The organism is Prosthecobacter sp. (genome assembly GCF_044236155.1).
Classification (GTDB): Bacteria; Verrucomicrobiota; Verrucomicrobiia; order Verrucomicrobiales; family Verrucomicrobiaceae; genus Prosthecobacter.
Window position 1 is genome coordinate 138,482 of the sequence record NZ_JBIIHA010000001.1, and the last position, 24,376, is coordinate 162,857.

The window sequence follows — 24,376 nt, forward strand, 5'->3', positions numbered from 1 at the left end:
TTTGATCTCCCATCCTCATGAAGCGCCTCCTACCCTCTATCGCCTGTCTCCTTGGAGTCCATCTGTCTGCCGCAGAACCCTTCCTCGAAAAACAGGATCTCTTCAAGACCGGCGATGATCCCGCTTTCAACATCTACCACATCCCCGGCGTCGTCGTGACCGCGAAGGGCTCAGTGCTGGCATGGTGCGAGGCCCGCAAGGGCGGCGGTGACTGGTCGGACATCCGCATCCTGCTGCGCCGCAGCACCGATGACGGCAAAACATGGAGCCAGCCGCAAAGCATCGCCGATGTGCCCGGGCCGAAGCAGAAGAACCCCTTCGCGTTGCGCCTCAAGAATGTGGACACCACGCAGGTCACCTACAACAACCCGGTGCTCATCGCGGACAAGGACGGCACCGTTCACATGCTCTTCTGCCTCGAATACGAGCGGGCCTTTTACCAGCGCAGCGAGGACGATGGCCTCTCCTGGTCAAAGCCGGTCGAGATCACCTCCACCTTCGACGCTTTAAAAAATGACTATGCCTGGAAGGTGCTCGCCACCGGTCCGAATCACAGCATCCAGCTCAAAACCGGCCGCCTTGTCGTGCCTGTGTGGCTTTCCACGGGTGAAGGCGGCAATGCGCACCGCCCCAGCGTCACCGCGACCATTTACAGTGACGACCAAGGCAAGACCTGGAAGGCCGGTGACATCGCCGTCCCCTGCACCGACGAGTGGATCAACCCGAATGAAACCGTCGCCATTGAGCTCAACGACGGTCGTGTGATGCTCAACGTGCGCAGCGAATCCAAAGCGCATCGCCGCCTCATCACCACCAGCCCGGATGGCGCCACGAACTGGAGCACGCCGAAGTTTGATGATGCTCTGCTGGAGCCGATTTGCATGGCCGGCATCCTCCGCTACGACCACGGCGGCAAGCGCCTCATCCTCTTCTCCAATCCCCACAACCTCGAAGGCGGTCGTGAAGGAAAACCCGAGCCAGGCAAGAGCCGCGCCCGCAAAAACGTCAGCATCAAACTCAGTGCCAATGAAGGTCAGACCTGGCCCGTCAACAAACTCCTCGAAGACGGCCCCAGCATGTATTCCGACATCGCTGTGACTCAAAACGGCACCATCCTCTGCTTTTACGGTCGCGGCACCAAACCAGGCTTCGCAGGCTCCGGTTTGACCGTGGCCCGCTTCAACCTCGAATGGCTCGAACAACCATGAAACCGCTGTTTTTCCTTCTTTTGGCCTCTTCTGGCCTCGCTGCCGTACATGAGGCCGATGTGTGCGTCTTTGGCGGCACGTCGGGTGGTGTGGCGGCGGCGGTGCAGGTGGCGAGGATGGGCAAAACGGTCGTTTTGGCCGAGCCGGGGCGTCATCTCGGCGGCATGACGAGTGGCGGGCTCAGCGCGGTGGACATTGGCGATCCGCGCAGTGTGGGTGGCATCGCGAGAGAGTATTTCACGCGGCTCGTCGGCAAGTATGGGAAGAAGCTGGAGTGGGATCAGCCCTTCAAAAGCACCGGCGGCCCCGCGACGGGCGGCGCGTATGCAATTGAGCCGCATCAGGCGGAGCGAGTGTTTGAGGAGATGGTGAAGGAAGCTGGTGTGAAGGTGCTTCGCGAGGCGCGACTAGCCTCGGCGGCAAAAAGTGAGGCGGCCACTCCTGGCCGCAAAGGTGCGGGCAAGAGTGCCCGCATCACTTCCATCACCCTCGAAAACGGCGATGTGATCCGCGCCAAGGTATTCATCGACACGACTTACGAAGGCGATTTGATGGCGAAAGCCGGTGTGAGCTTCACTTTGATGCGCGAGGGCAATGCGAAGTATGGCGAGAGCTTCAACGGCATCCAATACGACGCGAAGTACAAGCCGCGGAGTGAGCACCTAGTGCCAGGCGTGAATGGCCGCGTGAAAGGCGGGCAGGGCGTGTGGGACCGCGATTTCCCGCTCGATCCGTATGTGGTGCTCGGTTGTCCCGACAGCGGCGTGCTGCCGCTGATCGAACTCGACGAGGTCGGCAAGCCTGGCGATCCCGCGCCCGGCGTGCAGGCCTACTGTTACCGGCTTTGCCTCACCACAGCGGCGGATCGCCTGCCCATCACGCCACCGGCCGATTACGACCCGAAAACGTATGAGATCGTCGCGCGCTTCATTGAGGCCTGTTTGCAAAACGGCGATGACATGGACCTACGCTGGTTTTCAAAGCACGACCCGCTGCCGAACGACAAGTGGGACTTCAACACCGCCACCTTTGGCGGCAATCTGCCCGGTGCCTCGCACGCATGGCCTGCAGCGAGCTATGCCGAGCGCGAAAAGATCGCGAAAAGGCACGAGAACTACCACCGCGGCCTGCTGCACTTCCTCGCCACCGATCCGCGTGTGCCTAAAAAGGTGCGCGAGGACATGCAACGCTTCGGTTTGCCCAAAGATGAGTTTCAGGACAGCGGCGGCTGGCCGCACCAGCTCTACATCCGCGAGGCGCGGCGCATGGTGAGCGACCTCGTGCTCACCGAGCATCACACCTTTGGCAGAACCATCGCGCCGAAGTCCATCGGCCTCGGCAGCTACGGCACGGACGTGCATGAGATCCGCCGCATCGTGAAGGACGGTGTCGTCATTCGCGAGGGCAAGCTCGCCGGCAGTCGCGGCGGCTTCGGCCCCTATCAAATCGGCTACGACGCCATCGTGCCAAAGAAGAGCGAGTGCACGAACCTGCTCGTCACCTTCGCTTTGAGCGCTAGCCACACCGCCTTTGCCAGCATCCGCATGGAGCCGGTTTTCATGATCACCAGCCAAAGCGCCGCCACCGCCGCCGTGATGGCCATCGAGAACGGCCAAAACGTGCAGGAGGTCGATTACGAGAAGCTGAAGGCGCGACTCATGAAGGACGGGCAGGTCGTGGAGTGGGCCAAGTGAGTGTGGTTGAGTCCTCCGGACGCATCTTCACAGGTCGTTTTGACTGAAAAGGCAGCGTGACGTGATTTGATCATTCAAGATCGTTTCGGCCAGCAAGGCGACGATTGGCGGTAAATGTCCCTTGGCATGCCTCGCTTGCTTTGGGCGGCTTTTTCCAGTCCACTCACGCCGTGATCCGATCTCTGCTTTTTCTTCTCTCCGCCTCCGTCGCTTGCGCCGAGGTGCCTCCGCGGGTGCTCATCGAGCAATATGGCGCGGATGCGAGCCTGCTCAGCCGTCATTGGTCGATCACGGGCGACACCGCGCGGTCGCTGGATCGCGAAAAGCAGATGCTGGAGGGCTGGCTGAAGAAGCTGACGGCGCTCGATTTTGCCAAACTCTCGCCGGAGGAGCAGATCGACTTCGTTTTGATGCGCAATGACCTCGAAGCCTCGCTGATGCATGTCGGTGATCGTCGTGATGATGTGCAGGAGCTTGCCACATGGATGCCGTTTCGCTCGATCATCGACGGACTCACCGAGCAGCGCGTGCTGGGGGCTCCTTTGAACCCCGAAAAGGCCGCGAGTGCTCTCGCGCCGCTGGCAAAGCGCGTCACCGATCTCCAGAACCAACTGAAAGCGGCCAAGGAGAAGAAGCCGGAGGCGAAAAAGGCCGGCGAGAAGCCCGCAGAGGCCGCGAAGAAGGAAAAAGCCATCGCGATGCCCACCGCGCATCAAGCGCTGCGTGCGGCGGAGAGCACCGACGCGCTGCGTGACTCGCTCAAAACGTGGTTTGGCAACTACGAGGGCTTTTTGCCGGACTTTGGCTGGTGGATGAAGCAGCCCTATGACGACGCGCAGAAGGCGCTGGAAGGTTACGCGAAGTTTCTGCGCGAGGAGCTGGCGGGCATCAAAGAGAAGGCCGATGCGCCGCTGCTCGGCAAGGCGCAGGGCGCGAGCAATCTGCAGGAGCAGCTCGCGCATGAGTTCATCCCATACACGCCGGAGGAGCTCATCGGCATCGCGGAGCGCGAGTTCGCGTGGTGCGAGTCGGAGATGAAGAAAGCCGCGCAGGAGATGAAGCTGGGCGATGATTGGAAGAAGGCTCTGCTGCGCGTGAAGCTGCAATATGTGCGCCCCGGCGAGCAGGAGACCTTTGTGCGCTCCGAGGGCAAACGCGCGATGGAGTTCGTCACGAAGCGCGAGCTCGTCACCGTGCCCGCCGATTGCGCGGAGTGGTGGGGCACCACGATGCTCGGCCCGCAGGCGCAGAAGCAGATGCCGTATGCCGCGTATAGCGGTCACGACATCCTCATCGCCTACGCAAACGAGGCGATGAAGCATGAAGACAAGCTCATGGCGATGCGCGGCAACAACCGCCCTTTCATGCGCAATGTGGTGCCGCATGAGCTCATCCCCGGCCATCATTTGCAGCGCTTCATGGCGGACCGGCATCTGCCTTACCGTCGCGGATTCAGCACGCCGTTTTATGTCGAGGGCTGGGCGCTCTACTGGGAGATGCGCCTGTGGGACATGGGTTATCAAACAACGCCGGAGGATCGCATCGGCGCGTTGTTCTGGCGCATGCACCGCTGTGCGCGCATCATCGTGACGCTGAAGTTTCACCTCGGCCAGATGAAGCCGGACGAGATGGTGAAGTTCCTCATCGACCGCGTCGGTCATGAGAAACTCGGCGCCACCAGCGAGGTGCGCCGCTTCATCAAAGGCGACTACTCGCCGCTCTATCAATGCGGCTACATGCTCGGAGGGCTGCAGTTCATCGCGCTGCATCGCGAACTCGTCGCCAGTGGCAAGCTGAGCGAGAAGCAGTTTCACGACGGCATCCTCCAGCTCGGCCCGATCCCCGTCGAGCTCGTCCGCGCCAGCCTGACGAAACAACCGCTCAAGCCCGACTTCAAAACCACGTGGAAGTTTGATGCCACCACGAAGCCGTAACGCGTCTGCCGCTCACTCCGAATCCCTTCACCATGCTCCGCACGCTCATTTTCCTCGCGCTGGCCATCGCGGCTGGCGCTCAAACGGCCGATGAGGCCCTGCGCGACTTTTACCAGGAGTATCTCGAAGCCTCCCTGCCGCTCAGTCCCACCGGCGCGACGCGGCTTGGCGATCATCGCTTTGATGCGCAGCTCGATGATGTGTCGCCCGCAGGGCTCGAAAAGCGTCTCGCGCTCGCAAAACACATGCTGGAGGATCTGCCGAAACGTGTGGCCTATGATCAGCTCACGCGCGATGGTCAAGTGGACTACGAGATGCTGCGCGATGGCTTGAAGCTCGAGATCTGGACCGAGGAGCATGAGAAGCCCTGGCAGCGTGATCCGCGTGGCTACACGAGCATCGCCACCGATGGCGCGTATGCGCTGCTCACGCAGTCCACGCTGCCGAAGGAGCAAAACATCGCGAATGTCATCGCCCGCGTGAAGCAGGTGCCGACGATGATCGCGCAGGCGCGGCTTTCGCTGAAAAATCCCACGCAGGTGCACACCACCACCGCCATCACGCAGACACGCGGCGCAGTGATGTTTTATGAGCGCGACCTGCTCGACCTCGCGGGCGACACACCGCGCAAAGCAGAGCTGCAAACCGCCTGCAAAGCCGCCGCGGAGGCCATGCGCTCGCATTTGAACTACCTGCAACGCGAGCTGCTGCCCACCGCCACCGATGACTGGCGTGCGGGCAAGGAACGCTTCGCGCAAAAGCTCGATCAGGTGCTCCAGGCCGGCATGAATGCCGATGAAGTGCTCGCCCGCGCCGAGGCGGCGTTTGCTCAAACGAAACGCGACATGCTGCTCGTGTCGCGACAGCTTTGGTCGAAGGCTTTTCCCGGTGAAACCGTGCCGCCCGATGATGAAGACGGCCGCCGCGAGACCATCGAGCGCGTCATCGACTGGGTGGGCAAGGATCACGGCGCGCCCGACGGCCTCGTGAAGGACGCGAAGGCCACCGTAGCGGAGATCAGCGACTTCATCACGAAGAACGACATCCTGCAGATGCCCAAGCCGGACAATTGCCAGATCCTCGAGATGCCGGAGTTCCAGCGCGGCAACAGCATGGCCTTCCTCAATGCCGCGCCGGTGCTCGATCCGAAGGCGGACACCATTTACGCCATCAGCCCGCCGCCTGCCGCCTGGCCGGTGGAGCGCGTGAAGAGCTTCCTCAGCGAATACAACCAGCGCATGCTCAAAATCCTCACCATCCACGAGGCCTATCCCGGGCACTACGTGCAGCTCGTGTATGCGAATCGCAATCCCTCGATGATCCGCCGCGTGCAGGGCTCCGGTGTCTATATTGAAGGCTGGGCCGTTTACACCGAGCAGATGCTCCTCGACCAAGGCTACGGCGATGGCGACCTCGCGCTGCGCCTCATGCAGCTCAAATTTTTCCTCCGCGCCATCGCGAACACCATCCTCGATCACCAGATGCACTGCACCGGCATGACCGACGACGAAGCGCTCACCTTCCTCACGAAAGAAGCCTTCCAAGCCGAAGGCGAAGCTCGTCCGAAGATCACGCGTGCCAAACTGAGCTTCACCCAGCTCTCCACCTACTTCGCCGGCCGCGAGGCCCACATGCAAACACGCCGCGAGATCCAGCGCGAGCTCGGCAAAGATTTCCACCTCGGCCGCTACCACGAAGCCGTGCTCTCCACCGGCTCGATCCCGGTGAGGCATTTGAGGGAGCTGGTGATGGCGAGGTTGAGGGAGACGAGATGAGTCCAAAACCATCTCTTGGGCGGCTAGTTGGGGCAAAGACGAGCGGTTGCCATTCAAACCTGTTTCTTGTATTCTGACGCTATCCTAAGCAGCCAAGACTCCGATGAACGCCCAACTCCACCTCGATGACGATCTCGCTAACTACCTGAGCGAACAAGCTAGGCAGGAGCGCACGACGTTGGATGTCGTATTGAACCGGTTGCTGCGTCGTGTGGTGCCAGGCAAAGCAGGTTCCACAAATGCGTCAGAGGGACCACTCAAGCCCAAGGTGACCTTGGTGCGCGACCCGCAGACGGGCCGCATGGTGCTGACCCGCGAGGCGGGACTACCCCCGATCACGACCGAGATGGTGAATGACATCCTCCATGAGCTGCCGTGAGCTACCTGATCGACACCAATGTGCTCATTGCCGCCGGTTGGAATGTGCATGCGAACTATGCGGTGGCGAACGCCTGGCTGGGCAGGCAGGCGGAGTTTGCCACGTGCTCGTCGGTTCAGTGTGGTTTTCTGCGTGTGAGCCTCAGCCCGGCCATCGGGGCTGATTTTGCTCAGGCGCAGGTGGCTCTGGACCAGATCATCAGCCTGCCCGCGCATCGTCTGGTTTCGGATGACATCGCTGCGGCGACGCTTCCTGCCGTTTCAGGCCACAAAGAAGTGATGGATGCCCACCTTGTTTGTCTGGCGCGACGCCACGGCTTGAAAATGGCGACTCTCGACAGGCCGCTCTGCTCCAAAGCTTGGGCGGTAGGTGTCGCGGAGTTCATCGGGTAGTGCTGCGGCAGGTAGGAGATAATTTCCCGGCAAACGCCGGTCCAATCGGCAGTATGCTTTTTGAATGCCCGATCCGTCCTTCCAGCACCATGCCGATTTTCTCCGCTTGTATGTGGAGCATGAGCCGTCGTTGCGCGGGTTTGTGAGGTCGCTGGTGCCGACGCTGGAGGATGCGAATGATGTGATGCAGGAGGTGGCGATGGCGCTGTGGAAGCGGTTTGGGTCACTGGATGCGCCGGAGAACTTTCGTCGATGGGCTTTTGGCGTGGCGAGGCTGGAGGCGCTGGAGTTTCTGCGGAAGAAGAGCCGTGACCGTCATGTGTTTGGCGAGGATTTGCTCGCGCAGCTCGCCGATGATGCGGAGGAGATGGCCGACCAGTTCGTGGAGGAGCGGAAGGCGCTGGATGTGTGCCTGCAAAAGCTGCCGTCGGACCAGCGCAGCCTCGTGGAGGCGGCGTATGCGCCCGGCGCACGCATGGATGAGCTGGCGGCACGCATCGGACGCACGGCGATGGCGGTTTACAAATCGCTACACCGCATCCGCATGATGCTCACGGACTGCACGAAGCGTGAACTTTCGAAGGAGGGTCTCGCATGAGCCCGGATCGCGAAAAGGACTTTGATCTCGTCGAGCGCCACCTTAGCGGTCGTGCCTCGGCGGAGGAAACAAGGACGCTTGAAGGCAGTCTCGGTGCCGACGCGGAGCTGCGGCGCGAGTTTTTGCGCTACGCGCATGTCGATGCGGCTTTGACGACGATGGTGCGTCCGGTGGCACAGATGCCGCTGGTGGCCGAAAAGCCGAAAAGCGTCGTTTGGAGGTCTCAAATCGTGCGCTGGGCCGCAGCGGCCGTTTTGCTGCTCGGGGGAGCTTTGGCGTTGTGGATGCCACGCGGCGTGGAAGTGCGTGTGATGGCCGTTTCGGACGATGCGGCCTCGGTTTGGCCCAAAGACGGCGTGAAGCATCTGCGTGAGGTGCGGCTGGATCACGGCAGCGTGCAGTTGCGGCTCGGTTCCGGTGTGAGGCTCGATTTGAATGCGCCGGTGCATCTGCGCCTCGCGGACGCGATGCACGCCACACTGCTCGCGGGCCGCGTGACGGCGGATGTGGGCGAGTTTGGCAAAGGTTTTGTCATCGAGACGAGTAGTGCCCGCGTGGTGGATCTCGGCACGCGCTTTGGTGTATCGCTCGGCAACGAGGGCGCGACGGACGTGGCGGTGTTTCAGGGGCAGGTGGAGGTTTCCAGCACCGTTCAGACAGCCAAGCCTACGTTGCTTTCGACTGGCGATGCCGTGCGCGTGCATCCCAGCGCCACGCCGCGCCGTCTGCACTGCATCAACACACGCGGCGAGTCGTTTGCCGTGATGACTTCGCCACCGCCGGACGCGCTCGTGACCGACATCAGCGACAACGTCGATGACGGCGGCACCTACGCCTTCTACACGCTGCAAACCGGCCAGATGCGCACGGGAGCGCGGCCGTATTCGACACTGGGCAAACCACGCTGGCAACCGATGCCCGGCGAGGCATTTCCCACCGCTCTGGAAGGCGCGGACATCATCGGCACCTTCTCACCGGATCGCAACGATCCCAATCTCCAGCTCACGATGCGCGTCTCGCGGCCCTGCACGGTCTTTTTGATGCTCGATGCCCGCGCCGAAGTTCCCGACTGGGTGCGCCGCGACTTCGTCGAGGCCGGTTTCCAACTCCGCAGCGGCCCCTGGGCTGACAACCCCGTCGTTCAAGGCATGACCGCCGATGCGAGCGGCGAAACCTTCGTCACCTACATCGTGTGGAAGCGCTCCGTGCCCGCCGCCGGCCCCGTGAAACTGGGTCCGCCCTACCCCGAGAAGGATGGACGTTTCCGCGCCATGTATGGCATCGCAGTGAAGTAATGTGGTGCAGCCGTCCCGGCTGCTTCAGATGAGTCCAGAGGACTCAACCACACTTTTTTCCGGTAAACGCGAGCCTGGCCGGCAGTGCTCCATCACAGCACCATGCGCACGCTTCTCTTCCTCTTCGCCCTTGGCTCTTCGCTCTTCGGACAATCGCAGCCGAACGTCCTCTTCATCCTCATCGACGACTTCGGCGCGCGGGATCTCGGCTGCTACGGCTCCGCGTTGTATGAGACGCCGAACATGGACCGGTTGGCGGCCAGCGGGGCGAAGTTCACGCAGGCTTATGTCGCCTATCCGCGCTGCGTGCCGTCGCGCTTTGGCATTTTGACGGGGAAGCATCCCGCACGCGTGCAGGGCGAGAAGGACAGCCCGCATGTCGAGCCGGTGCGTGATGCGACCTTTGGCCAGGCGTTTCAGGCGGCGGGCTACAGCACGTTTTACCGCGGGAAGTGGCATCTGGGCGAAGGCGCATCGAATCCAGACAAGATGGGTTTTGGCACCATCGTCGCCGCGGGCGCTGCGGGAGCCACACGCTCGTTTTTTGCGCCTTACACGGTGTCGAAGAGCAAGGGACACGATGAGAAGGATGCCATCGTGGGTCTCGATGACGCGCCGGAGGGCGAATACCTCACGGATCGCCTCACGCAGGAGACGATGAAGTTCATCGAGGCGAACCAAGACAAGCCCTTCTGCGCCGTGCTCGCGCATTACGCCGTCCACACGCCCATCGAGGCCAAGAAGCACCTCACCAAGCGCTTTGAGCAAAAGCTCGCCACCATGCCGAAGGCCGAGGTCGAATGGGAAAAGGAAAGCGCGGGCGAAAACCTGCTCGTGCAAAACAACGCCACCTACGCCGCGATGATCGAGAGCGTGGACAACGGCATCGGCCGACTGCTCGGCCAGCTCAAGAAGCTCGGCATCGAGGACAACACCATCATCGTGCTCGCCAGCGATCACGGCGGCCTCAGCGCCCGTGGTGGCAAGCGCGAGGTCGCCACCTCCAACCGGCCGCTGCGAGCGGGCAAAGGCCATTTGTATGATGGCGGCCTGCGCATTCCGCTGCTCGTGAAGTGGCCTGGCAAGGTGAAGCCCGGCACGGAAATCGCCACGCCCGTCAGCACACTCGATCTCATGCCCACGCTCACCGCCATGGCCGGCATCGCGACTCCAAAACTCGCCGGCAGCGACGGCGTGAGCCTCGTGGATCTCCTGCAAACCGGCACCGCGCCCGCACGCGACACCTTTTACTGGCACAATCCCGCCCCACGCCCCGCCAGCACGGGCGATCTCTTTTCCTCCGCCATCCGTGTGGGCGATTGGAAGCTCCTCGACTTCCCCGGCGAGAGGCGCGTCGAACTCTACAACCTCGCCACCGACCCCGGCGAATCCCAAAACCTCGCCACCGAGCGCCCCGAAGATCGCGAACGCCTCCTCGCCAAACTCAACGCTTGGCGAAAAGAAGTCGGCGCGTCGATGCAGGCGAAGGAGAAGAAAAAGAAGAAGTAGTGTGGTGGAGTCCTGCGGCCATTCTCCGGACCCGTTCACCAAACTCGAGCCATCACTTTATTGTTTGTTCATGCTCCAGGTAACGAGCAGGCTCTTCCATCAAGAATTCCATTTGAGCCAGCGCGGCTTGAGGCTCGTTGCCGTTTGTGTGTTCGCAATGAGCAAGCCAGTCATCAAGGAGACCTGCTTCGGTGGCAATGCTGCGTAGATCGAGCCTGTGGAGCAGCTCCACGGTGACAGGTCTTTTGGCCTCCGGCAGTGTCAGGGCCGCCAGAAGCTCCAGGCAAGGCTTCGAGTTCAACACGCTGGCAAGAGTGTCCGCTTCTTCCCTGCTGCCCAGAGAGACAAAGTAACAGGTGTCGTCAAACATGACCGGGCAGCCGCTGCGAGGAGGGATGATCTGAAAGCGTGGTGGACGGTGAAGCCCTGACACGGCCACTTTCCAATCGGCAAACGCATAGTCACCGATCCCAAACAATGCGAATGCCTCGCCACGCCGGTAGATGGAGCTTTTTCTCGCTTCAAAGCGGTCAGCGTGCTGCTGGAGGTAGTTCCATGCATTCGGTGCGCGGGAAGCCAGGGTCCGAGTGGATTCACCAACACGGCGCTGGGTAAGGAGTATCCAGCGGTCAGGATTCACGCGCCCGTGATAAAGCGCGGTGCTTTTCAGCAGTGGAAACACGACTTCACTCTCCAGCATCACCGTTTCTCCCAGGCCGTTGGCATAGTGGGTATCACTCACCTGCGTGAGTTCCATCACGGCGGCACAGTCATGTTTGATGCCACTGCGCCAGCGGTAGGGACTGGTGCCCTCCAGGTGCGAGAGCCGCTCGTAGGCATCAAGATCGGCAACAAGCTCGTCACCAGCCAGACCAAAGCGGACAGGCGCCTTTGGCGAACCCAAGCTGTCAAAGAGCGCGGCTTCTCTCGGACCGTGAACCCCTCCGCGCAGCATGAAAAGGCAGGCATCCACGCTCGCGCCGAAATGCTCCTGGGCATCAATGCGGTGCAAGGTGGCCTGATCTACCGGCCATCCTTTAAGCCATGCATGGCGGAGCACTTTTCTAGCCGTGGCGGTTTTGCAAAGCATCGCAACGACCAGTTCCCGACCCAGTGATGCCTCCAGGAGATGAATCAGCATCCACTCACTGATGTCGAAATTGGCCTTGCCCGTTCGTGCTGCGATGCCGCGATGCCCCTGAAAGTTTTTTTTGACCGGCACATTCGCGCCACCCAGGGCTGAAACTCCGGCGTTGGTGACCCACGGCGGATTGCCCAGTAACAGCAAACGTCCCCGCTGTGCAGATAGCACGGATTGCCAGTCGGCATCGAAAAAGTCCTGGTGTATCAAAGTCACTCTCGATGAGTGTCCAGCCTCTTCGACATGCTGGGCGGCTTTGTCACGATAAGTCGCATTGATCTCAAAACCTGACACCGAGGCGGAAGGAAACGCTCCAGCAGAAGCGCGGACGAAAGCGCCTTGTCCGCAGGTCGGCTCAATGATGCTCTCAAAGTCGCCATGCGCTTCACGAACCCGTGCGCAAACCTCCTGGGCCAGCTCCAGTGGGGTCTGAAAATCTCCGAACTCCTTTCGTGTGGATGACTTCATGGCTCAGATGAGTCTTGCGATCCCCTCGACCTGACCGGCCTGCTCGATGACCCTGCCATACTGTAGCCTCCACTGGAGCGCGTTAGAGACGGTCAGGTAGCCGAGCTTTGGCGGCTGGCGGAGGACTTGCTCCGCCAGAGCCTGGGCCTCAATATCATCCACAGGAAGCATTCTCTCGCGGAAAAAAGCCAGCACGTCATCAAGATTGGCTTTGTTCTCAATGAGCCGGAGCAGTCCATAGGTCGTCTGCCAGTCCGCCGTGCGGTCTGTTTCGACAAAAATGGTGTGTTGCAGGTCGAGCCTCCCGGCTTTGCGCCTGCCGTCGTCGATCTTTTCGTAAACAAACACCAGCAATGAGTAGCCCAGCCCGTAGATCTTCTGACCAGCGCTTTTGAACGGACAGGATGACTGCGGCTGTTTAATGCTCGTCACTTTGATGTCCACACCCAGCCCAGGAAAGTCGATTCCTCGGGCAGAGTTGCCCCTGTCATAAGCGTAGCGGCTGGAGAGATGCTTTTGAAATTTGTGCTCCAAGTAGGTGCCGACAGCCTTGCCGTCCGTCACTCCAAACAGCGATTTCTCAAAGTGTTGGGACTCGACCTTGGCAAAAGCTGCTGCCTCGGCTTTCAAATCGGTGATGGTGAGTGGCGGTGGCATCTTGTTTATCCTTCGCCAGCCTCGTTAGGATGGCAAGAATGCAGTTCCGCTGTCTCCGAACCGGTCAACCACACTTTTTCCGGCAAACTTCGTCCATTCCGGCAGTTCTCATTCACACCACCATGCGCCTCTCCATTTTCCTCGCCGCTCTCTGCCCTCTGCTATCCGCTTTTTCGGCGCAGCCGCTGAATGTGCTCTTCATTGCCGTCGATGATCTGCGTCCTGACATCGGTTGCTATGGCGTGAAGCACGCAAAGACACCGAACATTGACCGCCTCGCGGCCCGTGGCATCGTTTTCGACAAAGCTTACTGCGCCCAAGCCGTGTGCAGCCCCTCACGCACCGCGATCCTCACCGGCTTGCGACCGGACACGACGAAGGTGTGGGACCTCGACACGCACTTCCGCGATGCGCAGCCGAACTGCGTGACCTTGCCGCAGCATTTCCGCCAAAACGGCTACCACACCTCCGCGCTCGGCAAGATCGAGCATCACGGCTTTGAAGACGGCCCGTCGTGGACCGAGCCGCGCTGGTTCCCGAGCGGTGAGATGGTCAAAGTGGACGAGCAGGACTGGACGAAGCACACGATCACCCGCTTTGAAGGCGTGCCGAGCGAGTTCGCGAATCCGATCGAGGGCGGCGAGAAGCGCAAAGGCGGCAAATCGGCCAAAAAAGGTCCCGCATATGAAGTGAGCCCAAAAAGCGACGAGCAGCTTCCCGATGGCGCGGTGGCCGTGGAAGCGGTGAAACGGCTCGCGGCGCTCAAAGCGGCCGGGAAGCCGTTTTTCTTCGGCGTGGGCTTTGTGAAGCCGCATCTGCCCTTCGTCGCGCCGAAGAAGTATTGGGACATGCACGATGCCGAGACGATCCCCGGCCCAGCCTTTGTCACCTACCCGGAAGGCACGCCGGATTTCGTCGGTCACACGAATGGCGAGCTGCATGCCTATCCCGGCACGCCGAATGAAAATCCCATCCCCGACGCCTTCGCCAAAACACTACGCCACGGCTACAACGCCTGCATCAGCTACACCGACGCGCAGATCGGCAAGGTGCTCGACGCGCTCGACAAAGAAGGTCTCGCCGACAGAACCGTCATCGTTTTGTGGGGTGATCACGGCTGGCAGCTCGGAGAGCACGGCCTGTGGCACAAGCACACGAACTTCGAAGTCGCTGCTCGTGCGCCATTGCTCATCGCATTGCCCAAAAGCGCCACCGCTGGCAAACACTGCGCCGCGCCGGTTGAGTTCGTCGATGTGTATCCCACGCTCGCCGACGTCTGCGGCCTGAAAGTGCCGCAAGGCCTCGCCGGCATGAGTTTGAAGCCCTACCTCGAAAATCCCGACGCGCCGATGCAGAAGCCCGCCATCAGCGTCTATCCCAAATCATCGAAGGACCACGGCGGTGCCCTCATGGGCTACAGCGTGCGCAGCGAGCGCTGGCGCGGCACCTTCTGGCGGAAGCGCAACGCCGCCGACATCGGCTTCATCGAGCTCTACGACCATCAAAACGACCCCTACGAGACCGTGAACCTCGCCACGAAGCCCGAGCACGCCGACGTGATTGCCTCATTGCAAAAACACCTCCCGCCTGTGGGCAGTGATTTCGCACCGAAGAAGAGCGGCAAGGTCGCCAAAGCCGTCGGCGGCAGCAAAAGCAAAGGCTACGACCCCAACGAGCCCCGCGACAAACGCTACGACCGCCTCTACCCCGGCAAACCCAAGCTCACCGAGTCCGAATACCTCGCCGGCCAAGGCGGCGACAAAGCCGAGGCCAAAGCCCGCTTCGTGAAGCTCGATGGCGACAAGGACGGCTTTGTTAGCCGCGATGAGTTTATTGGCAGCGGCAAGAAGAAGTGATGAGTGTGGTTGAGTCCTCTGGACTCATCTGAAGCAGTCGGGACGACTGCACCACACTGAGAGATTCCGCGCTCGTCAACGTTCACGCGGCATCATGCGCTCCCTACTGCTCTTTCTCTTCGCCCTTTGCCATTCGCTCTTCGCGGCGGCAAAGCCGAACGTCATTCTCATCCTCGCCGACGATCTCGGCGCGAAAGAACTCGGCTGCTACGGCAACAAGCAGCACCTCACACCGAATCTCGACCGCATGGCCGCGGAAGGCGTGCGCTTTGAGACCCTCTATTCGATGCCGCTGTGCACGCCCACCCGCGTGTGCCTCATGACCGGCCAATATGGCTTCCACAACGGCTTCCTCGGCATGTCGAACCCCGCCTTCACGCCGCTCAAAGACGATCCGAAGGCGCAAATTGGCAATCACTTCACCCACGCCGACCTCATGAAGTCCGCCGGCTACAAAACGGCGCAGGCCGGCAAGTGGCAGCTCAGCGGCGTCATTCCCACGCTCGTGCGCGACTGCGGCTTCGACGAATACCGCATGTGGGCCTACGAGCACAATCTCCCGCCCGGCATCACGCACGACGGCAAGGAGAAGGGCGACAAAAACTCGCGCTACTGGCACCCCAGCATCGTGCAGAACGGCGAATACTTCCCCACCAAGCCCGAGGACTACGGCCCCGATCTCTTCAACGACTTCGTGATCGACTTCGCGCGGCGTCACAAGAGCGAGCCCTTCTTCATTTGCTACACCTCCGTGCTCACGCACAGCCCGCACCTCGAAACACCTGATCCCGCGAAGCCCGGCAAGCGCTGGCCCGCAGGCTTCAAATCGAACCTCGAATACCTCGACCACCTCATGGGCAAACTTTTCGCCTCCTTGAAGAGCGAGGGCCTCGATGAAAACACGCTCGTCATCTTCGTCGGCGACAACGGCACCGGCGGCGATGGCAAAGGCACCGTCACTGAACTCGGCGCACGCACGCCCTGCATCATCCGCGGTCCCGGCGTGCAGCGCGGCGTCGTCTCGCGTGCCTTGGCCGATCTGACGGACATCATGCCCACCCTCGCCGACTTCGCCGGAGCCACGCTGCCGAAAGACGTGCCCTTTGACGGCCACAGCCTCGCGCCCGTTTTGCGCGGTGAAAAAGAAACGCACCGCGACTGGATCTACAGTCATCTCGACGACGGCCGCGTCCTTCGCGATCAACGCTGGCTGCTCGAACTCGGCAAAGGCGGCGAAAAAGAGAAATTCTTCGACTGCGGCCAAAATCGCGACGGCACCACCTACAAAGACGTGACCGCATCCACCGATCCCGAGGTCAAAGCCGCCCGCGAACGCTTCGCAGCCATTTTATCCCAAATCCCCACTCCCAAGCCCCACGACGGCCAAACCGCAAAGAAGGCCAAAAAGGCCTCCGAAGCCCCACCGGCCGACATGAAGGACAAAAACGCCCGTTTCGCCTTCCGCGATCAAAACCAAGACGGCCGCATTGACCACGACGAGTTCGTCAAAACCGCCACTGCCAAAGATCCCGCCGCCAACAAGTCCCGCTTCAAGAAACTTGACCTCAACCACGACGGCGGCATCACGAAAGAGGAGTTCATGAGCGAAGCGAAGTAAATGTGGTGCAGTCCTCTGGACTGCCTCAGATGAGTCCGGAGGACTCAACCACACTAGATCGGTGATGCAGGCGGCAAGGAATGCTTTTCACGGCGGAGTTGCGGGCGCATGTGGGACGACCGGACTGATGACGGCGGCATCGCCGTTCCAGCGCAAAACTAGATTCCCGCAAAGCGCGAGGTAGCCAAGCACTTCGCTGACCGTGCCGTCTTTGACGCGGATGGACAGGCAGGGCTCTTTTATGGGCGCGCGGTATTGTATGATGACTCCCGTTTGCTTTGTGATTTCGCCAAAGATGACGCCTGCGGGCTGTTCGCGCTGATCGAGTGTCAGCCTCTTGTTCCGCGCACTGGCGGGCTTGTCCTCAGCGCGGGGTGGCGGGGCAGTAGAGACGCGTTTTGGCAGCGCAACGGGTAGTTCGTGAGGTGCCCCGGCCTGAATCCAGCGGCGTATGATGTCTTTTTCCTCTCTGGTGAGCGGGGAGTTCTTTTGTTGATCATCGGGCGGCATCTCGCCTTCGTTCACCAGGCGAAACAACTCGGACTTGTTCGCTTTGCCGCGTTCGATGTAATCGCGATTGTCCGCAAGACGCTTCAGGTCGAGAACATGGCCAAATTTTGCCTCTGGTTTCTTTAGATGGCTGCCATGGCAGTCATTGCACTTCTGCTCAAAGATGACATGGACGTTGCCCGCAAGCTCGAGAGCCCCCTGTTTGGATACAGTTTGTCCAAATAATGCGGTGCCGCCGAAGAGGGTCAGTTTGGCAGCGAACTTCATGATACGATCTCAAATCTTCTGACCTGGATGCCGTTCTTCCCGGTTTTTTGCAGCGGTCGAGGCTCCGGCTGCGCGAAGCCGTTCAGGTCAACACTTCGCGCGCGGGCTTCGTAGCGTCCTGGCTTTAGATCACTCACCATCGCGTAATATGAGCACATGCCGTAGCGTGGCGGCCAGGAGAGGGGTGTTCCATTATGCACGTCAAAGGCAAGCACCTGGCGAGGATTCACTCCCTTGGGAAGCACCGTGGTCCATTGCGGCTGCGTTTCGAGCTGGCAGGGTTTCCAAGGAGCATTGAGCAGCTCGGGGTCATCATCGGCGAGTGCTTGCGGCCCGCCTTCGACACGACGCAGCCAGTATTCGACATGCTTCACGCCGCTGAGTCCGCTGATGACCTGTCCAGTGATGAAAACTGGCTGCCCGACGGGGATTTTTCGGCCGTCGAGGGCCTTGTCCACATAGGCGGCGGTCTTGAGGAATGAATCCGGGTCGTTGTTGCCGCTCGCATAGGTGTCGTTGTTGCGAGGATCATTGGTGATGAAGATGTGCCGCAGCCACTTGATGGATTTGTAGCCGTGCGACCACGGCACGATCATGCGCACGGGGCCGCCGCGTTCCAAGGAAAGCGGGGCGCCATTCAAACGATACGCGAGAAAGACCGGAAGATCACCCGGCGCGGTCTCGAAGCACTGCGTGTAGCTCACCGAGGATTTGAAGACCTGCCGCGGGTCATCGTTGTGGTATCCCCAGAAATAGATGCGGCGAACGTTGCTCATCCTGCCACAGAGTTTCAGCACCTCGCGCAGCGGCACGCCGCTCCATAGCCCCTGCCCGAGCGGGGTATCGATGTTGAGGCATTGCATGGCCTTGAGAAAATGAACCTCATGCTTTTTGCCCAGTTCCATCAGCATGGGCAGATCCAGGGCGTTGCCATCGGCGAGCGTGCGCGGCTTTTCCAGGGTGGCCGGTACCTTGGTGTGAGGATCCTCGATGAATGCGTCCGCCGTGATCTCGCAGCGCCATGTCTCCGGCGTCAGACGGGCCTGCGTCAGAGCCTCACCAGCGAGCGTGTGCGGCTTTGGCGTTCCACGCGAGACGTCATAAAAGTCGAGGTCTGGCGTGAGCAACGGCGGGAGTTCCGGCGGTGGCGGTTCCGCATGGGTCAAAGAGGCGGCGGCGCCGAGCGCGGTAGCGCGAATGAAGTGGCGGCGCGAAACATGGGCTGGCTTCATGACATTAAAGTGAGCTTCTCCTACAACGCCTGGAGTGTCCAGATGTCGCAAGAGTCCGCATTTACATGATCGCAGTTCGTTTCGCGACAGGTAGAGGTCATGCGAAACCATGCAAACCAGGTCGGCTCCAATGGAGCCACTAATATAACCCGTTATCTGCCACCGGAGCGTGATAACAACGACTGCCGACCTGGCTCTCAAGGCCGCGAAGTCTGGATAGCGAATTCGCGATCTGATGTCCTCCAGGCTGGACAGCCTGCGGCTGATGAGCATGAATGGGGCATGCTGATTCTCCGCCAGCTAGGCATCGTGGCGCTTCTGGGGCTCTCCAGTTGCACCTATTTCATGGGCAAATATGCCGCTTGGAAGCTTGCATCCCCAAAGGACTCAAAAAACAACCGCATGGGCGAGGCGAAGGTCGTCGGCGTGATCGAACTGGTGAATCCGGAGCAGAATTATGTGCTGATCAACTGCGAGCAGCGGCTGAACATCCCCGCAGGCACGGAGATCGTCGCGCAATCAACCGACGGCACTAAAACGAAGCTCAAAGTCTCGCCTGAGCGCAAGGGCAACTACATCACGGCGGACATTACGGAGGGGGCACCGCAAATTCGTGACCTGGTCCTCTACCAGGTCAAGCAAGGCGAGTTGGCGGTCGCACCTGGCACCGCGCCAGCAGCGCCCGTGTCAGGTCCGCCAGTGCAACTGACGCCCATCATGCAGGCGGATGTGATTCCGCCGCTGGATGCTCCCTTTCAACCGACCGCTCCGGTCAGCCCCTCCGCCACACCAACTCCGCCTGTCTTGCAACCACCGCCTGCCAGCACGCCGTCCGCCGAGCCGGTCGCGGACCCAGGCAAGCTGCCGCCCGTCATCCGATGATCACCGAATCCGAGGCGCTGCAGCGTATTCTGGCCGCGATTCCAGTGCTACAGCCGCGCACGCTGGCGTTGTTTGAGGCACTGGACCGCTTTTCCGCCCAAGATGTGACCGCCACGGTCCCGATTCCGGCCTTTGACATGTCGTCGATGGATGGCTACGCGCTCATCTCCTCCGAGAGCGCTGGTGCGAAGGCGCTGCGGATCATCGGCGAGCAGCCGGCCGGGCTGGATCGCGGTTTGCGGCTCGTGGCGGGACAATGTGTGCGCCTTTTCACTGGCGCACCGATTCCAGCAGGAGCCGACGCGGTCATCATGCAGGAGGATGTGAGGCGTGACGAAGTACACATCACTTGCACCGAACCCGTGGTCGCGAGTGAGAACATCCGCCGCGCGGGCGCGGACCTGTGTGCGGGCCAGTTCGTGATGCGACGGGGTGAAAGAATCACGCCGGGCCGTCTTGCGGTGCTTGCGTCGCAGGGGCTCGCAACGGTCCAGGTCCAAGGCCTGCCGCGCGTCGCCGTTTTGAGCACGGGAAACGAACTGGTGGCTCCCGGAGAGGGGGCGCTGAAAGCCGGGCAGATTTACAACAGCAACGGCCTCATGCTACGCGGCCTCCTGGCACGCATCGGGGTGCGTGAAACCATGCACGTTCATTGCCGCGATGATCTCCGAGCCACGATCGAGACACTGGAACGGTTGATAGCCGAAAACGATGTCGTGCTGATCAGCGGCGGTGTTTCTGTGGGCGATCACGACCAGATCAAGCCCGCCTTGAAGCAACTCGGCATCGAGCCGGATCTGTGGCGTGTGAAGGTGAAGCCGGGCAAGCCGTTCCTCTTTGCAACACGCCGCGAGCCAAATGTCACACACATCTTCGGCCTGCCTGGGAACCCGGTGTCGTCATTCGTAACCTTCATGCTCTTTGTGCGGCCGGCATTGTTGAAGATGATGGGCGCGGATGACGCGAATATCGCGCCTCGTTTGACGCAGGTGACAACTGGGGCGCTGCTCACCAACGACGGCGACCGGCCGCATTATTTGCGTGGCACGCTCGCAGGCGGCCAGTTCATGCCTTTCGGGCTGCAACAAAGCCATGCGCTGCTTTCTCTCAGCCGCGCCGGGGCGCTGCTTAGGCTCGAAGCCGGGGAAATACTGCAAGCAGGCGACGTGGCGCAGGCGTGGTTGCTGGATTGATAGGTTGCGCGTCAGGCTGGACCATCCATTCTGCAGGTTCATCAATCATGGAACACGTTCTCGTCATCACACGCCGCCTTTTCGACGAACTTGGCAGCTTTCAGGGCTTTCAATCCGACGCGTCCCGCTATTTGCACGCGATGCTGGCCCCAGGTGCCAATCATTTCATGGAACGCCCCGCCGCAGAGAAGGATCCGACGCACAAGCAGCTCATCCCCTACACCATCTTTCATCACGCGGGCCGTTATCTGAGCTACACGCGTGGCGGCAGCTCGGGTGAGAAGCGCCTCGTGGCGAAGCGCTCCATCGGCATCGGCGGTCACATCAATCCGGTGGACGCAGGCCAGGACCAGCTCGGCGAGACGATGTACTACAATGGTGTCGAACGCGAGATGGCCGAGGAGCTCGTCATCGGCGGCACGCACACGCAGAAGGTCATCGGACTCATCAATGACGACGCCACCGAGGTCGGCAGTGTGCACCTCGGCGTGGTTCACTTTTTCGACTTAAGCAGCGATGACGTGAAGTCGAACGAGGACGCCGTCCAGGATCTGCGCTTTCACACCCTGGAGGAACTGCACGCCATGCGCGATCAGCTTGAAACGTGGTCGCAGATTTGCGTTGATCACCTCTGGAGTGTTCAAAAGTAAGTGAATTGGGCCGTACGGGAAGAATTGCTTGTCTGTTTGGGCAACGAGTGGTTGTCTTTCCTTTAATGGAAGAGTCATCCATCAGCGCCCCTGCGGCAGCCAACGCTTCGCTGAACGAATCCGCGCCCGCGCCTAACAGCAGCGCCGCGGAGGATCGCATCCTCGTCGAAAAGGCCCAGGCCGGTGACACGCATGCTTTTGATGATCTCGTGCGCAAATACACGCCGAAGCTCTACGGCCTGATCTACAACATGACCTCGAATCGCGAGGACACCGCCGACCTTCTGCAGGATGTGTTTGCGAAGGCCTACCGCTCCATCAAGCGCTTCATGGGCAAGTCATCGTTTTACACTTGGATTTACTCCATCGCGGTGAACATGACTTTGAATTTTCTTAAGAAGCGCGGGAGGCATCACAAGGTCAGTCTTGACGATGTAGATACGGGCATTGAGAACGACCCAGAATTCATCCGCGTGACCACCGCGAACACCGGAGTGGCCCGGGAAGTGAACATCCATGAGCTGCAAAAAAGGTTGAACGCGGCCATGATGAAGCTGTCCGAAGACCACCGCACGGTGGTGACCTTGTACGATGTCCAGGGTCTCCAGCATGCCGAAATCAGCAAGATACTAGGAGTCTCGGAGGGGACGGTCAGATCCAGACTGTTTTATGCCCATCGGCTTCTCCAAACCTATCTTGAAGATTTCGTGAAATAAGCCCGACACTTCCACGAATTAATCACACAGAACCCGCAGCACGCCATGAGTGAGTTTGAAGACATCCAGCGGTTGATCCGGTTGAAGAGATTTGAGCAGCCGGGAGAAGGTTTCACCGATGATTTCCTCCGCCAGTTTCATCAGAGGCAGAGGGCGGAGATGCTCAAGCAGTCGTCTCTGGAGCTATTTTTTGAACGTGCCACCACCTGGTGGAACCACCTGACGGCACCGAAGTGGGGACTTACCGCGGCGGCTGTTGTTATCTGCGCCACGGGTGTCTGGCTCATCACCGGGACCAAATCCACCACTGAAGTCACCGCCGTCCCGGTACCCGTGCCAATGGTGCCTGAAAAGCCCTTTGTTTCGAAAATGGACCTCAGCGAGCTGCCCATGGCCAACATCACCGAGCGCAACAACTCCAAGCTCGAAGAATCCCTGCTGCGGAAGCACTTGGAGATACGTCCCGCGCTAGAAGGCAACGTCTCGCCGCTGCCTGCCAATGCCAACGGACTTGAGGGGGGCACGGCTAAAAAAGTCATTCCGGCTGGTGCTGCCGACGGCCAGGGCAGATGATGTCACGCTGGCACGCAGAAACTTCCCTTTGCCATCATCCGCGGCGCGGATAGTATCTGCGCCGTTTTCATGGGAACAACAGCCAACAGTCTCCAGATCATCCGAATTATCGACGGACTCCTCAGCGCGTGACGCGGCCGGGGCAGTCCGTTTTGATTTTGATCTGGCAGGCGCGCTCCAAGGACAAACCAGCACGCCCCACGCGTCCACGATTTTCCGCGGCTTGTCCTTTACCCACATCTCACCCTTTGATTCATGCCCTCAGTAACCATCTATGACACCACTCTGCGTGACGGCACGCAGGGCACCGGCATCTCCTTCAGCACGCTCGACAAAATCCGCGTCGCGGAAAAGCTCGACGAATTCGGCGTCCACTACATCGAGGGCGGCTGGCCCGGCTCGAACCCCAAGGACGCCGCTTTTTTTGAAGAAGCCTCCAAGCGCACGTGGAAGAACGCGAAGATCACCGCCTTTGGCATGACACGCCGCGGCAAGATGAAGGTCGAAGACGATCCGCAGGTCAAAATGCTGCTCGATGCGAAGACGCCCGCCGTCACCGTGGTCGGGAAGACCTGGGCGCTGCATGTCACCGAAGTCTTCCAGGTCACGCTCGAGGAAAATCTGGCGATGATCGCTGATACCGTGGCTTACTTGAAAAAGCATGGCCGCGAGGTGCTCTACGATGCCGAGCATTTCTTCGACAGCTTCCGCGAGAACCCCGAGTACTCGCTCAAGACCATCAAAGCCGCCCAGGATGCCGGCGCAGACCTCATCGTGCTTTGCGAAACAAACGGAGGGGCATTGCCCGAATTCGTCGAAGAGACCACACGCGAGGTCATCGCTTATCTCGGCAGACCTGTGGGCATCCATACGCACAACGACGGAGGTGTCGGGGTCGCCAATGCGCTTGCCGCCGTTCGCGCTGGAGCCTGCCAGGTGCAGGGCACCATCAACGGCTACGGCGAGCGCGTGGGAAACTGCAACCTCACAACCATCATGCCCAATCTGCAGATCAAGATGGGCATCGAGCTCGGTCTTGACCTCACCCGCCTCCGCGAACTCGCGCATTTCGTGGATGAACTCGCCAACGTGCCGCATGACATCCGCGCGCCTTACGTCGGCCTCGCCGCGTTCACGCACAAGGGCGGCCTGCATGTGCATGCGGTGCAGAAGCTCGCCCGCACTTACGAGCATGTCGATCCCGCGCTCGTCGGCAACCAGCGCGTCATCACCATCTCGGACATGTCCGGTCAGTCAAATGTGCTCGTGAAGGCGGAAGGCATGGGCTTCAAATTCGCCAAGGGCGCGCCCGAGGTGCAGGCCATCCTCAACGAGGTGAAGCGCCTCGAAAGTGAAGGCTATGAGTTCGAGGCCGCCGAGGCCTCGTTCGAGATGCTCATCCGCAAGCAGCTCGGACAATACAAACCCTTCTTCAATCTCATCGAATACCACTCCACGCACCGCTTCCACGGCGGCGAGCACGGTTTTGAAACCTGCGAGGCCACGGTGAAGATCGAGGTCAACGGCGAGCGTGTTTACACCGTCGCGGAAGGTGACGGACCTGTGAACGCGCTCGACAACGCGCTGCGCAAAGCGCTCCTTCCCCACTTTCCGGCGCTCCAGCACATGCGCCTGGCCGACTACAAAGTCCGCATCATCGACGGTGGCACCGGCACCGCGGCCAAGACCCGCGTGCTCATCACAAGCACCGATGGCAACGACGATTGGAGCACCGTGGGAGTGAGCTGCAACATCATCGATGCAAGCTGGAAGGCGCTCGTCGATGGCATCGAGTTCCACCTGCGGAAAATGCCGGCATAAGCCGACAT

At 60.6% G+C, this 24,376-nt stretch carries 21 protein-coding genes; 17 read left to right on the forward strand and 4 right to left on the reverse strand.

All coding sequences use genetic code 11. The features are described 5' to 3' along the window. The first annotated feature begins 17 nt into the window (after positions 1 to 17). The 9 genes from ACILSE_RS00520 to ACILSE_RS00560 all read left to right on the forward strand — a co-directional run bounded on the left by ACILSE_RS00520 (position 18) and on the right by ACILSE_RS00560 (position 10,784). Positions 18 to 1,208: an exo-alpha-sialidase gene (locus ACILSE_RS00520; RefSeq protein ID WP_395715378.1), complete on the forward strand. Its 1,191-nt coding sequence runs from the start codon at positions 18 to 20 to the stop codon at positions 1,206 to 1,208. Continuing rightward, a complete protein-coding gene (locus ACILSE_RS00525) occupies positions 1,205 to 2,902 on the forward strand; it encodes an FAD-dependent oxidoreductase (protein WP_395715379.1) in 1,698 nt (565 codons plus the stop codon). Before ACILSE_RS00520 ends, ACILSE_RS00525 begins: the two co-directional genes overlap by 4 nt. A gap of 170 nt (positions 2,903 to 3,072) precedes the next feature. After that, positions 3,073 to 4,836: a DUF885 family protein gene (locus tag ACILSE_RS00530; RefSeq protein ID WP_395715380.1), complete on the forward strand. Its 1,764-nt coding sequence runs from the start codon at positions 3,073 to 3,075 to the stop codon at positions 4,834 to 4,836. Between the two features lie 32 nt (positions 4,837 to 4,868). Continuing rightward, positions 4,869 to 6,611 carry a DUF885 domain-containing protein gene (locus ACILSE_RS00535; protein WP_395715381.1) on the forward strand — a complete coding sequence of 581 codons (1,743 nt, stop codon included), beginning with the start codon at positions 4,869 to 4,871 and terminating at the stop codon, positions 6,609 to 6,611. A 103-nt stretch (positions 6,612 to 6,714) separates the two neighbouring features. Then, positions 6,715 to 6,990, forward strand: a complete 276-nt coding sequence (locus ACILSE_RS00540; RefSeq protein WP_395715382.1) for a hypothetical protein — start codon at positions 6,715 to 6,717, stop codon at positions 6,988 to 6,990. Further along, entirely contained in the window at positions 6,987 to 7,382 is a 396-nt protein-coding gene (locus tag ACILSE_RS00545) for a PIN domain-containing protein (RefSeq protein ID WP_395715383.1), read from the forward strand. The genes ACILSE_RS00540 and ACILSE_RS00545 overlap by 4 nt, the downstream gene beginning before the upstream one ends. Before the next feature lie 64 nt (positions 7,383 to 7,446). Further along, positions 7,447 to 7,980: a sigma-70 family RNA polymerase sigma factor gene (locus tag ACILSE_RS00550; RefSeq protein ID WP_395715384.1), complete on the forward strand. Its 534-nt coding sequence runs from the start codon at positions 7,447 to 7,449 to the stop codon at positions 7,978 to 7,980. Then, positions 7,977 to 9,275: a FecR domain-containing protein gene (locus tag ACILSE_RS00555; protein ID WP_395715385.1), complete on the forward strand. Its 1,299-nt coding sequence runs from the start codon at positions 7,977 to 7,979 to the stop codon at positions 9,273 to 9,275. Before ACILSE_RS00550 ends, ACILSE_RS00555 begins: the two co-directional genes overlap by 4 nt. Before the next feature lie 102 nt (positions 9,276 to 9,377). After that, complete coding sequence (locus tag ACILSE_RS00560) at positions 9,378 to 10,784, forward strand: sulfatase (RefSeq protein ID WP_395715386.1); 1,407 nt, start codon at positions 9,378 to 9,380, stop codon at positions 10,782 to 10,784. A 52-nt stretch (positions 10,785 to 10,836) separates the two neighbouring features. Here ACILSE_RS00560 and ACILSE_RS00565 read toward each other — a convergent pair whose 3' ends face one another. Together ACILSE_RS00565 and ACILSE_RS00570 are read right to left on the reverse strand one after the other, a co-directional pair. Next, the gene (locus tag ACILSE_RS00565; RefSeq protein ID WP_395715387.1) at positions 10,837 to 12,393 is read right to left on the reverse strand and encodes an SAM-dependent methyltransferase; all 1,557 of its coding nucleotides are present in this window, start codon (positions 12,391 to 12,393) and stop codon (positions 10,837 to 10,839) included. 3 nt (positions 12,394 to 12,396) lie between these two features. After that, positions 12,397 to 13,050, reverse strand: coding sequence for a restriction endonuclease (locus ACILSE_RS00570; RefSeq protein ID WP_395715388.1), 654 nt, complete (start codon positions 13,048 to 13,050; stop codon positions 12,397 to 12,399). A 122-nt stretch (positions 13,051 to 13,172) separates the two neighbouring features. Between ACILSE_RS00570 and ACILSE_RS00575 the strand changes: the two genes are divergently transcribed. Continuing rightward, on the forward strand, positions 13,173 to 14,906 hold the full coding sequence (locus ACILSE_RS00575) for a sulfatase-like hydrolase/transferase (RefSeq protein WP_395715389.1): 1,734 nt from the start codon (positions 13,173 to 13,175) through the stop codon (positions 14,904 to 14,906). 94 nt (positions 14,907 to 15,000) lie between these two features. Continuing rightward, entirely contained in the window at positions 15,001 to 16,524 is a 1,524-nt protein-coding gene (locus ACILSE_RS00580; RefSeq protein ID WP_395715390.1) for a sulfatase-like hydrolase/transferase, read from the forward strand. Positions 16,525 to 16,611: 87 nt separating this feature from the next. On the opposite strand, the gene ACILSE_RS00585 is transcribed toward ACILSE_RS00580, so the two are convergent. Together ACILSE_RS00585 and ACILSE_RS00590 are read right to left on the reverse strand one after the other, a co-directional pair. Beyond that, positions 16,612 to 17,301: a hypothetical protein gene (locus ACILSE_RS00585; RefSeq protein WP_395715391.1), complete on the reverse strand. Its 690-nt coding sequence runs from the start codon at positions 17,299 to 17,301 to the stop codon at positions 16,612 to 16,614. Beyond that, positions 17,298 to 18,533: a molybdopterin-dependent oxidoreductase gene (locus ACILSE_RS00590; protein WP_395715392.1), complete on the reverse strand. Its 1,236-nt coding sequence runs from the start codon at positions 18,531 to 18,533 to the stop codon at positions 17,298 to 17,300. Before ACILSE_RS00590 ends, ACILSE_RS00585 begins: the two co-directional genes overlap by 4 nt. A gap of 282 nt (positions 18,534 to 18,815) precedes the next feature. Here ACILSE_RS00590 and ACILSE_RS00595 point away from each other — a divergent pair, with 282 nt between their 5' ends. The 6 genes from ACILSE_RS00595 (at position 18,816) to cimA (ending at position 24,368) form a co-directional block, all read left to right on the forward strand. Then, the gene (locus ACILSE_RS00595; protein ID WP_395715393.1) at positions 18,816 to 19,415 is read left to right on the forward strand and encodes a hypothetical protein; all 600 of its coding nucleotides are present in this window, start codon (positions 18,816 to 18,818) and stop codon (positions 19,413 to 19,415) included. Beyond that, a complete protein-coding gene (glp, locus tag ACILSE_RS00600; protein ID WP_395715394.1) occupies positions 19,412 to 20,608 on the forward strand; it encodes a gephyrin-like molybdotransferase Glp in 1,197 nt (398 codons plus the stop codon). Before ACILSE_RS00595 ends, glp begins: the two co-directional genes overlap by 4 nt. Before the next feature lie 47 nt (positions 20,609 to 20,655). Next, entirely contained in the window at positions 20,656 to 21,258 is a 603-nt protein-coding gene (locus ACILSE_RS00605; RefSeq protein ID WP_395715395.1) for a hypothetical protein, read from the forward strand. Positions 21,259 to 21,323: 65 nt separating this feature from the next. Continuing rightward, positions 21,324 to 21,974: an RNA polymerase sigma factor gene (locus ACILSE_RS00610; RefSeq protein WP_395715396.1), complete on the forward strand. Its 651-nt coding sequence runs from the start codon at positions 21,324 to 21,326 to the stop codon at positions 21,972 to 21,974. A 45-nt stretch (positions 21,975 to 22,019) separates the two neighbouring features. Further along, positions 22,020 to 22,547, forward strand: coding sequence for a hypothetical protein (locus ACILSE_RS00615; protein WP_395715397.1), 528 nt, complete (start codon positions 22,020 to 22,022; stop codon positions 22,545 to 22,547). Positions 22,548 to 22,802: 255 nt separating this feature from the next. Continuing rightward, positions 22,803 to 24,368, forward strand: coding sequence for a citramalate synthase (cimA, locus tag ACILSE_RS00620; protein ID WP_395715398.1), 1,566 nt, complete (start codon positions 22,803 to 22,805; stop codon positions 24,366 to 24,368). Positions 24,369 to 24,376 lie beyond the last annotated feature (8 nt).

Bases quoted from the DNA above. Each gene is read 5' to 3' on its own strand.
- ACILSE_RS00570 (WP_395715388.1), bottom strand. From the start codon at position 13,050: ATGCCACCGCCACTCACCATCACCGATTTGAAAGCCGAGGCAGCAGCT.
- ACILSE_RS00555 (WP_395715385.1), top strand. From the start codon at position 7,977: ATGAGCCCGGATCGCGAAAAGGACTTTGATCTCGTCGAGCGCCACCTT.
- ACILSE_RS00535 (WP_395715381.1), top strand. From the start codon at position 4,869: ATGCTCCGCACGCTCATTTTCCTCGCGCTGGCCATCGCGGCTGGCGCT.
- glp (WP_395715394.1), top strand. From the start codon at position 19,412: ATGATCACCGAATCCGAGGCGCTGCAGCGTATTCTGGCCGCGATTCCA.
- cimA (WP_395715398.1), top strand. From the start codon at position 22,803: ATGCCCTCAGTAACCATCTATGACACCACTCTGCGTGACGGCACGCAG.
- ACILSE_RS00560 (WP_395715386.1), top strand. From the start codon at position 9,378: ATGCGCACGCTTCTCTTCCTCTTCGCCCTTGGCTCTTCGCTCTTCGGA.
- ACILSE_RS00580 (WP_395715390.1), top strand. From the start codon at position 15,001: ATGCGCTCCCTACTGCTCTTTCTCTTCGCCCTTTGCCATTCGCTCTTC.
- ACILSE_RS00610 (WP_395715396.1), top strand. From the start codon at position 21,324: ATGGAAGAGTCATCCATCAGCGCCCCTGCGGCAGCCAACGCTTCGCTG.
- ACILSE_RS00595 (WP_395715393.1), top strand. From the start codon at position 18,816: ATGCTGATTCTCCGCCAGCTAGGCATCGTGGCGCTTCTGGGGCTCTCC.
- ACILSE_RS00615 (WP_395715397.1), top strand. From the start codon at position 22,020: ATGAGTGAGTTTGAAGACATCCAGCGGTTGATCCGGTTGAAGAGATTT.
- ACILSE_RS00590 (WP_395715392.1), bottom strand. From the start codon at position 18,533: ATGAAGCCAGCCCATGTTTCGCGCCGCCACTTCATTCGCGCTACCGCG.
- ACILSE_RS00605 (WP_395715395.1), top strand. From the start codon at position 20,656: ATGGAACACGTTCTCGTCATCACACGCCGCCTTTTCGACGAACTTGGC.
- ACILSE_RS00540 (WP_395715382.1), top strand. From the start codon at position 6,715: ATGAACGCCCAACTCCACCTCGATGACGATCTCGCTAACTACCTGAGC.
- ACILSE_RS00550 (WP_395715384.1), top strand. From the start codon at position 7,447: ATGCCCGATCCGTCCTTCCAGCACCATGCCGATTTTCTCCGCTTGTAT.
- ACILSE_RS00525 (WP_395715379.1), top strand. From the start codon at position 1,205: ATGAAACCGCTGTTTTTCCTTCTTTTGGCCTCTTCTGGCCTCGCTGCC.
- ACILSE_RS00520 (WP_395715378.1), top strand. From the start codon at position 18: ATGAAGCGCCTCCTACCCTCTATCGCCTGTCTCCTTGGAGTCCATCTG.
- ACILSE_RS00565 (WP_395715387.1), bottom strand. From the start codon at position 12,393: ATGAAGTCATCCACACGAAAGGAGTTCGGAGATTTTCAGACCCCACTG.
- ACILSE_RS00585 (WP_395715391.1), bottom strand. From the start codon at position 17,301: ATGAAGTTCGCTGCCAAACTGACCCTCTTCGGCGGCACCGCATTATTT.
- ACILSE_RS00575 (WP_395715389.1), top strand. From the start codon at position 13,173: ATGCGCCTCTCCATTTTCCTCGCCGCTCTCTGCCCTCTGCTATCCGCT.